This is a genomic window from Caballeronia arvi (assembly GCF_001544695.2).
GTDB classification, from domain to species: Bacteria; Pseudomonadota; Gammaproteobacteria; order Burkholderiales; family Burkholderiaceae; genus Caballeronia; species Caballeronia arvi.
Window position 1 is genome coordinate 29,626 of record NZ_FCOM02000052.1, and the last position, 15,761, is coordinate 45,386.

At 65.3% G+C, this 15,761-nt stretch carries 14 protein-coding genes; 6 read left to right on the plus strand and 8 right to left on the minus strand.

What is annotated here, in order from left to right; translation table 11 throughout:
• The first annotated feature begins 13 nt into the window (after positions 1-13).
• The 5 genes from AWB74_RS34610 (at position 14) to AWB74_RS34630 (ending at position 6,253) form a co-directional block, all read left to right on the plus strand.
• A complete protein-coding gene (locus AWB74_RS34610; RefSeq protein ID WP_061151128.1) occupies positions 14-523 on the plus strand; it encodes a (2Fe-2S)-binding protein in 510 nt (169 codons plus the stop codon).
• On the plus strand, positions 520-2,853 hold the full coding sequence (locus AWB74_RS34615) for a xanthine dehydrogenase family protein molybdopterin-binding subunit (protein WP_061151129.1): 2,334 nt from the start codon (positions 520-522) through the stop codon (positions 2,851-2,853). Before AWB74_RS34610 ends, AWB74_RS34615 begins: the two co-directional genes overlap by 4 nt.
• Positions 2,854-2,876: 23 nt before the next feature.
• A complete protein-coding gene (locus AWB74_RS34620; protein ID WP_061151152.1) occupies positions 2,877-3,602 on the plus strand; it encodes an enoyl-CoA hydratase/isomerase family protein in 726 nt (241 codons plus the stop codon).
• Positions 3,603-3,646: 44 nt separating this feature from the next.
• The gene (locus AWB74_RS34625) at positions 3,647-5,212 is read left to right on the plus strand and encodes a UbiD family decarboxylase (protein WP_061151130.1); all 1,566 of its coding nucleotides are present in this window, start codon (positions 3,647-3,649) and stop codon (positions 5,210-5,212) included.
• A gap of 105 nt (positions 5,213-5,317) precedes the next feature.
• A complete protein-coding gene (locus AWB74_RS34630; RefSeq protein ID WP_061151131.1) occupies positions 5,318-6,253 on the plus strand; it encodes a LysR family transcriptional regulator in 936 nt (311 codons plus the stop codon).
• Positions 6,254-6,279: 26 nt separating this feature from the next.
• Here AWB74_RS34630 and AWB74_RS34635 read toward each other — a convergent pair whose 3' ends face one another.
• From AWB74_RS34635 to AWB74_RS34670, 8 genes are all read right to left on the minus strand, one after another.
• Positions 6,280-6,672, minus strand: coding sequence for a hypothetical protein (locus AWB74_RS34635; protein ID WP_061151153.1), 393 nt, complete (start codon positions 6,670-6,672; stop codon positions 6,280-6,282).
• A 25-nt stretch (positions 6,673-6,697) separates the two neighbouring features.
• Positions 6,698-7,879 carry a porin gene (locus tag AWB74_RS34640; RefSeq protein ID WP_061151132.1) on the minus strand — a complete coding sequence of 394 codons (1,182 nt, stop codon included), beginning with the start codon at positions 7,877-7,879 and terminating at the stop codon, positions 6,698-6,700.
• 239 nt (positions 7,880-8,118) lie between these two features.
• Complete coding sequence (gene phaZ / locus AWB74_RS34645) at positions 8,119-8,934, minus strand: poly(3-hydroxyalkanoate) depolymerase (RefSeq protein WP_061151133.1); 816 nt, start codon at positions 8,932-8,934, stop codon at positions 8,119-8,121.
• 73 nt (positions 8,935-9,007) lie between these two features.
• The gene (locus AWB74_RS34650; protein ID WP_061151134.1) at positions 9,008-10,708 is read right to left on the minus strand and encodes an alpha/beta fold hydrolase; all 1,701 of its coding nucleotides are present in this window, start codon (positions 10,706-10,708) and stop codon (positions 9,008-9,010) included.
• A gap of 46 nt (positions 10,709-10,754) precedes the next feature.
• Complete coding sequence (locus AWB74_RS34655; protein ID WP_061151135.1) at positions 10,755-11,219, minus strand: MaoC family dehydratase; 465 nt, start codon at positions 11,217-11,219, stop codon at positions 10,755-10,757.
• Positions 11,216-12,883 carry a fatty acid--CoA ligase gene (locus tag AWB74_RS34660; protein ID WP_061151136.1) on the minus strand — a complete coding sequence of 556 codons (1,668 nt, stop codon included), beginning with the start codon at positions 12,881-12,883 and terminating at the stop codon, positions 11,216-11,218. The genes AWB74_RS34655 and AWB74_RS34660 overlap by 4 nt, the downstream gene beginning before the upstream one ends.
• 31 nt (positions 12,884-12,914) lie before the next feature.
• Positions 12,915-13,271 (minus strand): BON domain-containing protein, encoded by a 357-nt coding sequence (locus AWB74_RS34665; protein WP_061151137.1) that lies wholly within the window; start codon positions 13,269-13,271, stop codon positions 12,915-12,917.
• Between the two features lie 19 nt (positions 13,272-13,290).
• Positions 13,291-14,415 carry a porin gene (locus AWB74_RS34670; protein ID WP_061151138.1) on the minus strand — a complete coding sequence of 375 codons (1,125 nt, stop codon included), beginning with the start codon at positions 14,413-14,415 and terminating at the stop codon, positions 13,291-13,293.
• A 239-nt stretch (positions 14,416-14,654) separates the two neighbouring features.
• On the opposite strand from AWB74_RS34670, the gene AWB74_RS34675 reads away from it, so the two are divergent.
• A complete protein-coding gene (locus AWB74_RS34675; protein ID WP_061151139.1) occupies positions 14,655-15,710 on the plus strand; it encodes a BKACE family enzyme in 1,056 nt (351 codons plus the stop codon).
• Positions 15,711-15,761: the final 51 nt, after the last annotated feature.

The following is a 15,761-nucleotide window of genomic DNA, read 5'->3' on the forward strand; positions in this document are numbered from 1 at the left end:
CGGGGAGCGAAACATGGCTGAAATCCAACTACGCGTGAACGGTGTCGACGTGAAACGCGACGTGCCCGACCAGACACTGCTCGTCGAATTTCTGCGCGAAACGCTGCGTCTCACGGGCACGCACGTCGGCTGCGACACGAGCCAGTGTGGCGCGTGCACGGTGCATCTCGACGGCGTCGCGGTGAAGTCGTGCACGGTGCTCGCCGCGCAGGCGAGCGGCGGCGCCGTCACGACGGTCGAAGGGCTGCGCGAAAACGAAGCTGCGCCGCTGCATCCGGTGCAGAACGCGTTCGTGCAATGTCACGGCCTGCAGTGCGGCTTCTGCACGCCGGGCATGATCATGGCGTCGAGCTACTATCTGCGCCAGCCGCCGTCGCTCGACGAAGCAAGCATCTGCCACGCGCTCGAAGGCAACATCTGCCGTTGCACGGGCTACGTGAACATCATCGAGGCCGTGCGTCACGCGGCCCACGAGATGTATCCGGCGCTCGCCGACGCGACGACGGAGGGCGGCAAGCGATGATCGGCCAACCCATCCCGCGCCTCGAAGACCGGCGCTTCGTGACCGGCAACGGCCAATACACCGACGATCTGCGCATCGATGGCCAGGTGCATGCCGCCTTCCTGCGCTCGCCGCACGCGCACGCCGCGCTGCGTTCGGTCGACGTATCGGCCGCGCGCGAGGCGCCCGGCGTGATCGCAGTGCTCGTCGGCCAGGATTATCTCGATGACGGCTATCAGGGCGTGGATCACGTGCCCAATCCCATCGACGCCGTCGACGCCACGAAGAAAGCGTTTCTCACCTCGCTGACCGGCGAGATCTTCAACCAGCCGCATATTCCGCTGCCGATCGATCGCGTGCGTTATGTCGGCGAGCCGATCGCGATGGTCATCGCCGACACGGCGCTCGCCGCGCGCAACGCGACCGAAATGATCGACGTCGATTACGACGTGCTCGACGCTGTCGTCAATGCAGCCGATGCGATGCAGGAAGGCGCGCCGCAACTGTGGGACGGCGCGGCGCACAACCTCTGCTTTCAGACGCAGATCGGCGATCGCGACGCGGCGCGCCGCATCATCGCCGATGCGCCGTTCGTGCTCACGCGCGAGTTCCATCACAGCCGCGTCGTGAATTGCCAGATGGAGCCGCGCAGCGCGATCGGCGCATTCGACGGCGACAGCGGTGTCTACACGCTGATCTCCGGCAGCCAGGGCGCCGTGCGGCAGAAAATCTGCCTCGCGCTCGCGCTGAAAGTGCCGCCCGCGCAGGTCCGCGTGGTCTGCCCCGACACCGGCGGCGGCTTCGGCCCGCGCTCGTTCATCTATGTCGAACAGCTCGCCGTGGTGTGGGCCGCGCGCCGCATCGGGCGTCCGGTGAAGTGGACGAGCGATCGCAGCGAAGCGTTCCTCTCCGACTATCAGGGCCGCGACCAGATCGTGCGCGCGACCCTCGGCTTTTCGCGCGATGGCCGCATTCTCGCCATCGACAACGAATGGATCGGCAATGTCGGCGCGCATACGGTGTCCTATGTGCCGATGTCGAACGGCACGCGCATCATGACGACCGTCTACGACGTGCCGCTCGCCGCCGTGCACATTAGCGCCGTGCTGACGAACACGGTGCCGACCGCGCCCTATCGCGGCGCGGGCCGCCCCGAAGCGACGCACGTGATCGAGCGCATCCTCGACCTCGCGGCGGCAGAACTCGGCCTCGACCGCGCGGAGATTCGCCGCCGCAATCTGATCGCGCATGACAAGCTGCCGTATCGCAGCCCGATGGGCCTCACTTACGACAGCGGCGAATTCGCCCGCAACATGGCGCGCGCGCTGGAACTCGCGCAATGGGACGGCTTCGAGGCGCGCCGCGCGGCCTCGCGTGCGAACGGCATGCTGCGCGGCATCGGGCTCGCGAACTACATCGAGTCGCCGGTGGGCGCGCCGCGCGAGCGCATCGAGCTGACGGTGCTGCCGGAAGGCCGCATCGATATCGTGTCCGGCACGCAGTCCACCGGCCAGGGCCACGAAACGACGTTCGCGCAGGTCATCGCGCAGCATCTGGGCGTGCCGATCGCGTCGATCACGCTGCGCACTGGCGACACGGCGTTCGTGAGCGTCGGCGGCGGCAGCCATTCGGACCGATCGATGCGTCTCGGCGGCATGCTGCTCGTCGATACCGCCGCGCAGATCGTCGCGCTCGGCAAGCGCGTGGCGGCCGAACTGTTCGACGTCGCGCCGGAACGCGTGAGCTTCGCGCACGGCGCGTTCGCCGACGCGGCTTCGGCGCGCCGAATCAGCCTCTTCGACGTCGCCGCTCACGTCGCGCGCGACGGCGTGCCCGGCGAGCGCGACATGCGCAAGCTGTGCGCGCAAGCCGAGGTGAACACGCGCGTGCCCGCGCATCCCACGGGCGCGGCCGTCTGCGAGCTCGAAGTGGACCCGGACACGGGCATCGTGAAGCTCGTCAACTACACGTCGGTGGACGACGTCGGCCAGCCGATCAATCCACTGATCGTCGAAGGCCAGGTACACGGCGGTCTCGCGCAGGGCATCGGTCAGGCGCTGTCGGAAACCTGCTATCTCGATCGCGAAACGGGACAAGTGCTGACCGGCTCGTACATGGACTACGGCATGCCGCGCGCCGGCGTGATTCCGCAACTCAACCTCGAACTCACCGAAGACCCGACGCACGGCAACCCGCTGCGCGTGAAAGGCGGCGGCGAGAGCGGCATCACGCCCGCCACGGCGACGATCTTCAACGCGCTCGCCGACGCGCTCCGGGAATACGGCGCCGACGAACTCGCGATGCCGGCCACGCCGAAAGTCGTATGGGAATTCATCCACCGCGACGCATGAACACGCTCGATAAGGAGACCAGCATGACCAGCCCTCACATCGCGATCCGACGCCACGGCCCGCTCGTGGACGTGGTGCTCGACCATCCGGAAAACGGCAATCTGATCGATGCCCCGATGAGCGAGACGATCATCGAAACCGTCACGACGCTCGACGACGACGTGAAGCTCGTGCGCATCGTCTCGAGCGGCCCCGACTTCTGCCGCGGCCGCCTCTCGCCGATGCCGCCCAAAGACGCGAAGCCGTCCGCCGAAACGCTGCGCCGCGTGGTCGCCGCGCCGCCGCTCGCGCTCTACGACGCGCTCAAGGCCGTGCGCGTGCCGGTCGTATCGGTCGTGCGCGGCGAAGCGCTTGGCGTAGGCTGCGCGCTTGCGGGCGTGTGCGACATCGCACTCGCATCCGACGACGCCGTATTTCAGATTCCCGAAATGGAACGCGACATTCCGCCGACGCTCGTGATGTCGGCGCTGATCGGCCGCGTGCCGGTGAAGACCGTCGCGCATATGGTGCTGAGCCGCGCGCGGCTGTCCGCGCACGAAGCGCTGCAGGCCGGGCTCGTAAGCCGTGTCGTGCCGGCGGCGAACCTCGACGCCGAAGCGGACGCGCTCGTCGACACGCTGCTCGGCTGCGGCGCGGTGACGCTGCGCGCGGTGAAGCAGTTCCTGCATCTCGCGCCCGAAATGCCGGCGAGCGGCGCAAGCGGTTTCGCCGCGCATCTCGCGGCGACGGCGCTTTCCGCGCGCTTCTGACGATGCCGTAACGCACGAAGAATCCACGCACCAAGGAACCCAGATTGAGAACCAAGACCGCCATTCCCTCGACCCTCGACGGCACGCCCGCGCCCGATCTCGAACGTTTCCGCCTGCGGCGCTTTCTCGAATCGCTCGACGAGACCGAGCTCGAACGCCATGACGCGAGCGTCGATCTCGCCGACATCGCCGGCATCATGGAAGGCAACCCGCGCGCGGTGTGGTTCAGCCGCCCATCCGGCGGGCCGGTTTCGCTCGCGGGCAGCGTCGCCGCGAGCCGCTCGCGTCTCGCGAAGGCCTTCGACACGACGCCGCAACGCCTGCTCGACACCGTGCGCGAACGTCTGCGCGTGAAGGGCAAACTCGTCGAAGTGAGCCGCGAGGAAGCGCCCGTGCAACAGGTCGTGCTGACCGGCGACGCATGCGATTTCACCGCCCTGCCCGTGCATCTGCAGCACGATCTGGATGGCGCGCCGTATATCTCGGCGTCGATCGACTTCGCGGTCGATCCCGACACCGGCTGGACCAATGTCGGCATTCGCAGGCTGATGCTGCGCGGGCGCCGCACGGCGGGCATCGATCTCGTCGCGCCGTCGGATTTGCGCGCCATCGCGATCGGCCATGCGAAGCGCGGCGAGCGCACGCCGGTCGCCTTCGCCGTCGGCACGCATCCGGTCGATCACGTCGGCGCGACCATGCGGATTCCCGCCGACGAGCTCGAACTCGTCGCCGCGCTGCGCGGCACGCCGATGGGCGTCGTCAAATGCGTAACGAACGACCTGCTCGTGCCCGCCGACGCCGAGTTCATCCTCGAAGGCTATCTCGACGAACGCGGCCACGCCGAGCCCGAAGGTCCCTACGGCGAATTCCTCGGCTATTACGGCGGCGTGAAGACGAATCCGCTGTTCCATCTCACCGCGATCACGCATCGGCGCGACGCCGTCTTTCAGACCTGCACGATCGGCGGGCGCTCGATGGCGCGCACCGACACCGCGCAGCTCGCCGCGCTGCGCACGGAAGTGACCGTTTGGCGCGCGCTCGAAACCGCCGTGCGCGAAGTGAAGGCCGTCTACGCCAATCCGGCCACGGGCGGCATGTTCAACGTGCGCGTCGCGATGCAGCAGCGCGTGCCGGGCGAGGCGCGCAACGCGATCGCGGCCGTGTTCGCGTCGCTCGCGAATGTGAAGCACGTCTTCGTGGTCGATCCGGACATCGACATATTCTCGGACGAACAGATGGACTGGGCGCTTGCCACGCGCTTCCAGGCCGATCGCGATCTCGTGCTGCAAGACAGCCTGCGCGCGATGCCGCTCGATCCGTCGCTGCTCGGTGCGGCAAAGACGGCGAAGGCCGGCTTCGACCTCACGCTGCCCCTGCTCGCGCCGGGCGCCGAGCGCGATCTCGAGCATCGTGTGCCGACGCCGCCGGTCTATCGCGGCGCGCGCTTCGACTCGCTCGAAGCAGCGCTCGAAGACGGACCGAAGCGCTTCTCCGAGCTGATGGCCGCGACCGGCACGCGCGACGGCCGCGAAGTGGTCCGCTGGCTGGAAGACACGGCGCAACGGCGTGCGATCGCGCGCGACGAAGAAGGCCGCTACGTCCTCGCGTGACGCTTTCGGCGGCTGCCGCACCGACGCCCCAGGTGCAGCAGCCGCGCAGACAGACGGGATAGAATCGGGCATGCCCCACGCCCGAAAAACAAACGGCTGTCGTTGATGAACCTGTCCCTCAAACAACTCAAGGTTTTTCTTGGCGTCGCGAACGCGTCGAGTTTCACGAAGACCGCGCAGAGCATGCATCTCAGCCAGGCCGCACTGTCCGCGATCATCCGGGAACTGGAAACGCAGCTCGATTGCCGTCTGCTGGAACGCACCACGCGCACGGTCTCGCTGACCGAAGCGGGCCGCCTCTTCTACCCCACCGCCATGGCGATCGTCGAGTCGCTCGAAAAATCGGTCATCGAGCTCAACGAGCTGGGGCGTCAGAAACAGTCGTCGCTGCTGCTCGGCTGCACGCCGATGATCGCGGCGAGCCTCATGCCTTCCGTGCTCGCGCGCTTCTCGCAGATGCATCCGCACGCGCAGATCGAACTCGTCGACCGCAACCCGACCGAGCTCGTGCAGATGGTCGAGGAAGGCCATCTCGATGCGGCGTTCGGCGTGTTCTTCTCGCAGCTTTCCGGCATCGACCGCACGCCGATCTTCCCGACGCGGCTCGTCGCGGTGTCGCCCGCGCAGGCCGGCACGCCGCTGCGCGGCCCCGGCATTCGCTGGACCGCGCTCGAGAATCAGCCGCTCATCACGCTGCCGAAGGACAATCCGCTGCAACGGCTCATCGAAGCCACACTGTCGAAAGAAGAAGTGACGGTCAGCCGGCGCATCGTCGTGGGTCATCTGCAGACGGCCATCGCTTTGGCGCAGGAAGGGCTCGGCACCGCGGTCATGCCGTCCTTCTGCGAACACATCTGCTACCGCTACAAGGTCCGCGTCGACGCGTTGCGGCCCGAGGTGCCGCTGTCGTTTTATCGCATCACGCGCACCGGGCGCGACACGCTCGCCACGCTCGATCAGTTCACGACGATGTTCACCGCAGCCGCGAAGGAAGATCCCATCGGCATAAGCGACATCGACGACGCCGCCGACGACGACTGACGCTCACGCGGAGCAACGCGCCGCGCCTATTTCGCCGGCCCCGCCGGCCCGCAATTCATGCCGGCGCCATGCGCGCCATCGACGTTCTTCAGCGAAACCAGCAGCCTGCTCCCGGTGTTCGCCGTGATGATGTGCCCGTAACTGACCGTCGGGATGAACTTGATATCCGGCGCCACGGCGACGGGCGGAGTCTGCGCGCCATCGACGGTCAGATCCAGTTCCACGGTCACCGAGTCGATCGCGACGCCATAGTTCTGCTTGCCGGCCGCCTGCGCCTTCTTGAATTCGCACAGACCGTCGAGAACGTTTTGCAATGCCGTAGGGATATCGACCGACTTGCCCGGCGGAATGGGCGGCGTGTTGCATCCGGCGACGAGAACGGACAGGGCAAGCAGGGCCAGCGAGACTTTGACGCGCATCGAAATCCCCAGCATTTGAAGAAAATCAGAAGCGATGCCGCAATCCGGCCGCCGCCTGAACCTGCGTCGTCGTGGAGGACGGGTTGCTCACGCCGTTTATCCAAGCCACGCCCAGCGGGGAAGTGCCGCTCGGGCTCACACGCTGCCACGCGCCCTGAATGTAGACATCGGTACGTCGCGAGAGGCGGTAGTCGGCCATCGCGCTCACCTGGTTCCAGTGCGGAATGCCGCCGCCTCCGTTGCCGCCCGCGCGCGAATACGTGTACGCGCCCGAGAGTTCGACCACCGGCGTCAGCGCATAGCGGATATTGCCTTCGAAGTTCTGAAAATTCACGCTCAGGTTCGTCTGGAAAAATCGCGTGATCTTGCTTTGCGAATACACGAAGCCCGCCACGGCCGGGCCGAACGAGTAGTTCACCCCGGCGCCCAGCGTCCTCTGCTTGTCGGCGAGCACGCCGATCGGCACGGCGCTCGTCAGCAGTGCGTTCTGCAAGGACGCGGCGGTCGTATCGGTGACTGCGCCATTCGCGTTCAACTGCGCCGGCGTGCGCGCGGAACTGCTGAGCTGGAGATAACCGAAGCCGAAGTTCCACGGTCCACGGATATACGACAGGCCGAAACTGTAGGCGCGATTATTGGTGAATCCGCCTGCCTGATTGGAAAAGCCGTACAACGCGCCGAGCCTGAAGCCGGCGAAGTCCGGGCTCATGTACTTCACCGCGTTGTTGATCTGGAATGAATCGTTCAGATTGTCGATGTCGAACGGATGCGCGAAGTGCGTGCCGCCGAACTCCGTGCCGGTCAGCGAAAGCGGCCCGACGAAGTCGACCATGCCATCGGTCTGCCGGCCCAGCGTGAGCGCGCCGTATTCGCGGCTCGACACGCCCACATACGCCTGCCGGTTGAATATTCGATTGCTCGACGTGGACTGGCCGTTATTCAGCTCGAAGCCGCTTTCGAGCACGAAAACGGCCTTCAGGCCCGCGCCGAGATCTTCGGCGCCGCGCAGGCCCCATCGGCTGTCCTGAATGGCGCCGCTCGTCATTTGCCAGTTGCTATGACCGCCGCCGCCCGTGCCCGTTATCTCGTTGCTGGTGTAGGTCAGGCCCGCGTCGATGAGACCATAGAGCGTGACGCTGCTTTGCGCATACGCTGCACTTGTCAGCGTGATCGCCGTCGCCGCACCGGTTATAAGCAACTTGTTCATTTGCCTGCTCCAGCCAAGACCGAGAGAAGAAGTTCTCTTGGAACGCTTCGAATACAGGACATCGATGATTGCAGAGCGCCGGGTCGTACCGAACATCGCCGTGAAAGCGCGCGATGTTCTCCACACACTCTATGCGACCGCGGCGGCAACCGGCAACCCCGAGCCGCAAGTTTTCCGCGCGGCCCGTGGCGCGCGAAATAGAACGACTGGTAAGTTCCGGCGGCCGCCGCGTAACGGCGTTACTCGCTCGACAGGAAGTTGCGCACCAGCGGACCGACTTCGCGCGTTCGCGTGATGAGAAAGAGATGGCCGTCCTTCAGGACGTGCAGCGTCGCGCGCCGGATGCGGCGGGCGAGGATTTCCGCGTTGATGAGCGGGATGATCGGATCGTCGTCGCCATGCATGACGAGCGTCGGCTGGCGCAGCGTGCCGAGCCACAGCAGGCTGCTCCATCCCCATGTGGCCAGCAGCTGGTACATGTATCCGCGGCCGCCCGGCGCACGAATGTGACGACCGTGTTCTTCGAGCAGCGCGGGATCGGTCCGGTAGGCGCCGCCGTAAATCTCCGCGCCGACTTCCCGCAGATAGTCCGGGTCCCGATAGCGCCGCGCCCCGATCAGCTTCGACAGCACGGAGAGCCGTCCCGGCACCATGATCACGCCCGGCGACGTCGCGGCCAGCACCAGCCGGCGGCAGCGGAACGGATACAGATGCGCGAACTGCTGGGCGAGCGCGCCGCCCCACGAGACGCCGAGCACATCCACCGGTCCGTCATAGCCGAGCTTCGCGAGCAGCCTGTCGGTCATCACCGCGAGCGTGGAGAAGCGATACGGCACGAGCGGCACGGGCGATCCGCCCACGCCGGGAATATCGAAGATCACGACCTCGACGTCGCCGAGCGCATCGGCGAACGGCTGAACCAGCTCGAGATTCGCGCCGATGCCGTTGAAGACGACGAGCGGCGGCGAAGCCTGACTGCCCCTCCAGATGCCGACGCGAAGCAGCTGACCGTCGAGCGAGACGGTCTGGATATCCAGCGCACGCACATTCTTCATCGTTGTTGTTCCATGTGAATGTCCATGTGAATGTCGCAGGGACGCCGCGCCGGAGCGCGGCATCTCGTGCGTTTCAGGCCTCGAGGACATAACAGCCCGGCGCGGCGGCCAGCCGCTTGTGCCGCCTGTTGCCGGGCGTGCGGGGCGCGGGACGCAGCTCGCCCGAGCGTGCGGCAAGCCACTCGCGCCAGTCGCTCCACCACGAATCCGCTTCGGGCCGCGCATCGGCGAGCCAGGCGTCGGCGTCTTCGGGAAGTGCGTCGTTGTGAAAGTACTTCGCCTTCGGATTGCCGGGCGGATTGATCAGGCTCTGGATATGCCCGCTCGAACTCAGCACGTAGCGCGTCTTGCCGCCGAACGCGCGCGCCGTGTTGTAGACGCCCTTCCACGGCGTGATGTGATCGGTCATGCCGGCCATCACGTAGGTATCGCAGGTGACCTTCGACAGATCGACCGGCGTTCCGAGCACCGTCAGCTTGCCCGGCTCGCTGAACAGGTTCTGCGTGAAGATGTCGAGCAACTGGCCATGCAGCTTTCCGGGCAGGCGTGTCGCGTCGTTGTTCCAGTAGAGCACGTCGAAGGCCGGCGGCGCCTCGCCCATCAGATAGTTGTTGACCCAGAAGTTCCAGACGAGATCGTTGGGTCTCATCCACGCGAACACGCGGCCCATCTCTTCGCCCGGCAGCACGCCCTTGGCGCGGCTGTTGCGCTTGGCGACCTCGATGGCCGCGGGCGTCGTGAAGAGCCCGAGCTGCGATTCCGACGTGCTGTCCAGCACCGCCACCATCAGCGTGGCCGCATGGACCGTCTTCTCGCCGCGGCTCGCCAGATGGCCGAGCAGCGCCGAGATCGTCATCGCGCCGGAGCACGCGCCGTGCAGGTTCACGTCGGCGTGGCCGGTGATGTCGCGCACCGCGTCGATCGCTTCGATGAGCGCGGCGACATACGTGTCCATGTCCCAGTCGCGCTGCGCCTCGGTCGGATTGCGCCAGCTCACGGCGAACACCTGGAACTCGCTCTTCACCAGATATTCGACGATGCTCTTGTTCGCCGACAGATCGAAGATATAGAACTTGTTGATCTGCGGCGGCACGATCAGTTGCGGACGCGCGTGGACGTTCGGCGTCACCGGCGCGTACTGGATGAGTTCGAGCACTTCGTTGCGAAACACGACCGAGCCGGGCGTCGTCGCGAGATTCTCGCCGACGCGAAACGCCTTCTTGTCGACCTGCGACGGCATGCCTTTGTTGCCGAGCGTATCGGCGAGCATGTTTCTCACGCCCGCGACGGCACTCGCGCCGCGCGACTCCACCAGCTTTTTAAGCGCCGCCGGATTGCCCGCGAGCGTGTTGGTCGGCGCGAGCGCGTCCGTCATGAGCGACATCACGAACTGCGCGCGTTCCTTGTTCGCGTCGTCGAGCGCCGAGCGTTCCACGAAACCGGCCAAAGCGTTGCGCCAGGCGAGATAACCCTGCAGCGTCGTGCGATACAGCGACTGCTCGCGCCATGCCGGATCGGCGAAGCGTTTATCGCCAGGCTCGGGCGAGCAGGCTTCCTTGCCGCTCACCGCCGACGTCAGATCGCGCACGAGCGCCGCGGTCTGCCCGAACAGCAGCGCGGGATGCAGCATCGCCTGCGCGCCGATCTGCCCGGCGGCGGCGAGCATATCGATGCCGCGCAATCCGACGAACGGGTTGGGTCCGAGCATGCCGTCGGTTGCATTGGCCGTGAGGCCGTCGTTCTCGTTGCTCGTGTGACTTACGTTTGCTGCCATCTGAAACTCCGTACGTTCATGCTTGTCTCCTCCGCGTGCGCGACTGTCACGCCACGATCATCGCGAGCGTTTGCGCGATCAGCGCAGGCTTGTCCTCGCCTTCGATCTGCAGTTCGCTGTCCGTCTTCACGAGAATGCGGCCGCCGCCTTTCCTTTCCACCGACGTCAGCACGACGCGGCATCGCACCCGCGCACCGGACCTGACCGGCGTCATGAAGCGCACCTTGTCGAGCCCGTAATTCAGCGCGGCGGACGCATCGGGCGGCACGAGGCCGACTTCGATCGCGAGCGTCGCCAGAAGCGAGAGCGTCAGATAGCCGTGCGCGATCGTCCCGCCGAAGGGGCTTTCGCGTTTCGCGCGTTCCTCGTTGACGTGAATCCACTGCATGTCGCCTGTGCATTGCGCGAACGCCTCGATGCGCGCCTGATCGACGACGATCCAGTCCGACACGCCCAGTTCCCGGCCGACGAACTCTTCGATCGTCGCCATGCTGTATCCGATCGTGCTCATGCTGTCGTCTTCCGTTCCAGCGACGACGCGAACTGTTCGCGCAGGCGCTTCTTGTTCAATTTGCCGACGCTCGTCTTGTCGAGCCGGTCGACGATCTTCACGATCTGCGGCACCGCGTACTTCGAGATCTTTCCCGCTTCGCTGAACGTCAGGACGTGATTTCGGATGTCGTCTCCCGAGACGTTCGATTGCGCCTTGAGCACCACGAGCGCCACGGGCCGCTCACCCCACTTCTCGTCCTTGATGCCGATCACGGCGACCTCGGAGACGCCGGGATGCAGCGAGATCAGGCTTTCGATTTCGAGCGACGAAACCCATTCGCCGCCGGACTTGATCACGTCCTTGATGCGGTCGGTGATTTGCAGATAGCCGTCCGTATCGATGTTGCCGATGTCCTGCGTATGCAGATAGCCGCCGTCCCAGAGCTGCGCCGATGCAGCCTCATCCTTCAGATAGCCTTGCGTGAGCCACGGCGCGCGCACGACGATCTCTCCGCTCGCACGGCCATCGTGAGCGACATCGCTGCCTTCTTCGTCCACGATGCGCAAGTCGACGAGCGGTATCGGCAGGCCGGTCTTGCAACGCAGCCGCACTTGCTCGTCGATATCGAGCGACTCGCTGCCCGGCTTGAGCTGCGCGAGACTGAGAAGCGGGCAGGTTTCGGACATGCCATAGCCCGCGAAGATATCGATGCCGCGCTCGAGCGCGGCGCGCGCGAGCCCGTGAGGCAGCGCGCCCCCGCCGATGACGATCTTCCAGTTGCTCAGATCGATGCTCTTCGCGTCTTCGCAATTGAGCAGCATGTGCAAAATGGTGCCGACGCAATGCGAGAACGTGACGCCCTCGTCGCGCACGAGGCTCATCAGGCGCTCCGGCAGGTAGCGGCCGGGATAGACCTGCTTCACGCCGAGCATCGTCGCGATGTACGGCATGCCCCACGCGTGGACATGGAACATCGGCGTGATCGGCATGTACACGTCGCCGCGATGAAAGCGCTGCCCCGATGCGGGGCTCGCGAGCGCCGCCATCCCGGTGATGGTGTGCAGCACGAGCTGTCGATGCGAGAAGCAGACGCCTTTCGGCAGGCCGGTCGTGCCCGTCGTATAGAACGTGGTGGCGCGCGTGTTTTCGTCGAAGTCCGGGAAGTCATACGCGGATTCGCTTGCGGCCAGCATGCGCTCGTATGCGTCCGCGAACGGGAACGTGTGCGCGCTGCCTTCGCTGTCTTCGTCGATCAGGATGAAGGCGCGCACCGTTTCCAGTTGATCGCGGATCGATTCGACCACGGGCAGGAAATCGCTATGGACGAGCAGGATCTGCGCGCCCGCATGGTTGATCGTGTAGGCGATCTCCGCGGGCGAGAGCCGCACGTTGACCGTCTGCAACACGGCGCCCATCATCGGGATGGCGAAATAGCATTCGAGATAGCGATGGCTGTCCCAGTCCATCACCGCGACGGTGCTACCCATGACCGCGCCGTGGCGGCTGAGGCCGTTGGCGAGGCGCGCGATGCGTTCCTGCATCGCGCGATAGGTCAGGCGCGTCTCGCCGCGGTACACGATCTCCTGATCGGGAGCATGCGAAAGCGCCGTGTGCATGAGCTGCTTGATGAGCAACGGGTACGCGTACGCCGATTGAGCTGGTTCGAACATGTCGTGATTCATTTGAGTTTCCTGATGCGATGCGGCGTGTGCGTCATTGCCCGAAGCTGCGCCGGACGGTCAGCTTGTTCGTCACCGACTTCACGCCGGGCACGCCCTTCGCCAATGCGGCTGCGGTTTCGATCTGCGCGGCGTCGGCGGCCGTGCCGGTCAGCGTCACTGCGCCGTCCTTCGCATTGACGCCGATGTCGCCGGCATCGATGCGCTTGTCTTTCGCGAATGCGGCATACACGCGCTTGCGCAGCGCGCGATCTTCCTTGCGCGTGGAAACCGGCGCGCTCGCGTTCGATGCGACCGCTGGCGCGCTCGCCGTCATCGGCTGGTTCGTCTGAGCGCTCACGTTCATCGACGCCAGAACGATCATTGCCGCGGACACTGTGATTTTCTTCATATGTTGCTCCCGATATCGTTCAGAAGTTGTGGCGCAGGCCGATCATCGCGGCCGTGGTCGACTCGCCCGGTGCGACGGGCTGTCCATAGACGATCGTCTGATTCATCGTGCCGTGGTTGTCGACATAGCCGACCTGCGCGTAGGCGAGCGTGCGCTTGGACACGTTGTACTCCGTGCCCACCGCGAATTCGCTCGAGTGATTCGCCGAGTTGTTCTTGTCCTTCAGGTAATAGAACCCGGACGTGACTTTCAGCACCGGCGTGAACCGGTATCCGAGCCCGGCCGACCAGAGGTCGTAGTCCGCACGGGCGGTGTTGGCCGGATTCTTGCCGCGGCTGTACGAGCCGGACACGGAGAAGTCGCGAAAGGTGTACATCGCGCCTAGATACACGAGCCGGTTGTTGTTGAGGCCGCTCGGCGGGACGCCGGGCAACGGGTTCGCGTCGTGTCCGTTGTAATAGACCGCCGACGCGTTCAGGCCGTAGTTGGAATACTTCAGGACGGCGGACTCGCGCGTGCCGCCCTGGAATTCGCCCGGCACGCCCCCCGGCGCGTACTCCAGCGCGACGGACGCGCCATAGAACCTCGGCGACTCGTACACGAGCGCGTTGCTGTCGTACAGCGCGCCGATCGGACCATTGGTGCTGGTGCCGGGCCATCCGGCCGCCTGGTTCATGCCGAGCCACGCGGTGAGAATGCTGCCGAAATACTGTGCGCCGCGCACGTCGGTTTCGAACATGGCGTAGACCATCGGCACGATCTGGCGGCCCGCGTTGAAGGTGCCGAACGGGCCGGACACACCGAGCGTCGCGAACTGGTTGAACTGCGCGGGCACGCCGGGCGTATCGGAGAGCCCGAACCTGCCGGTGCCCGAATCGAACGTGCCCTGCAACCTGAAGTTCACACGATAGCCGCCGCCCAGTTCTTCGCTGCCTTTGAGGCCCCAGTAGCTGGCGTAAATGCCGCCGTCCTTATAGCGATACACCTTCCCGAGATTGGGTGCGTTCGGTGCGAACGAAGCCGCGGAAGTGCTCTGATAGAGCAGGCCGGCATCGAGCACGCCATAGAGCGTCACCGATCCCTGCGCACACGCGGCGCCCGAAAAGGTCAGTAGAGCGGCAAGACAGGGAATGCTGCGTTTCATGAAGTCTCCGTATTTTTTTGATTTTTCACGCGTGCCAACGGCGCATGAAGTCACGTGGCAAGAATACGGAGCGCGTGCGGTTCAGGCCCCTCTCACGGAGGGAGGGGCGGCGGGCGGCGTTCAACCCCTCCCGCCGCGAGAGGGTTGCGAGGAATCGCTCTTCAATACGATGCAGATCAGTTCAGGCGCATCGACGCGCCGCATCGCCGACAACGATTCAACTTACGCCGGAGCCACACATGCAATTCCTCGACGATTCATTGCACCCCGAGAATCAGGACAAGGTCGTTATCACCGTTGCGCCTTATGGCCCCGAATGGATGCCCGCCGACTTCCCCGAAGACATTCCGGTGACGATGGACGAGCAAATCCAGAAGGCGGTCGACTGCTACGAAGCGGGCGCCACCGTTCTGCATCTGCACGTGCGCGAACTCGACGGCAAAGGCTCCAAGCGCCTGTCGAAGTTCAATGAACTGATCGCCGGCGTGCGTGCCGCGGTGCCGGACATGATCATCCAGGTCGGCGGCTCGATCTCGTTCGCGCCGGAAGACGACGGTCAGGCCGCCAAGTGGCTCTCCGACGATACCCGTCACATGCTCGCCGACCTCGATCCGAAGCCGGATCAGGTGACCGTCGCGATCAACACGACGCAGATGAACATCATGGAGCTGCTGTATCCGGAATATCTGGAAGGCACGTCGCTGTCGAATCCCGCGTTCATGGCCGCCTACAGCGAAATGACGGTTCCCGCCGGCCCCGCATGGGTCGAGGAGCATCTGCGCCGCCTGCAGGCGTCCGGCATCCAGCCGCACTTCCAGTTGACCGGCATCCATGCGCTGGAGACGCTCGAACGCCTCGTGCGAAAGGGCGTCTACCGCGGTCCGCTGAATCTGACGTGGATCGGCATCGGCGGCGGCTTCGACGGCCCGAACCCGTTCAACTTCTTCAACTTCGTCCACCGCGCGCCGGATGGCTGCACGCTCACGGCGGAGTCGCTGCTCAAGAACGTGCTGCCGTTCAACATGATGGCGATGTCGATGGGCCTGCATCCGCGCTGCGGCATCGAGGACACGATCATCGACCAGCACGGCAATCGCATGACGTCCGTGCAGCAGATCGAGCAGTGCGTGCGCGTGGCGCGCGAACTCGGACGCGAAATTGCCAGCGGCAAGGAAGCGCGCGAGATCTATCGCGTCGGCGTGCAGTACGACACCGTCGACCAAACGCTCGCCGCCAACGGCATGGCGCCGAACCGCAAGGCCGGCCAGATCAACCTGCCGCTGCGCGCGGCCTGAAACCCCGGCACGCGGGCGTTACGCCTGCTCCTTTAACGCAACACTCAACAC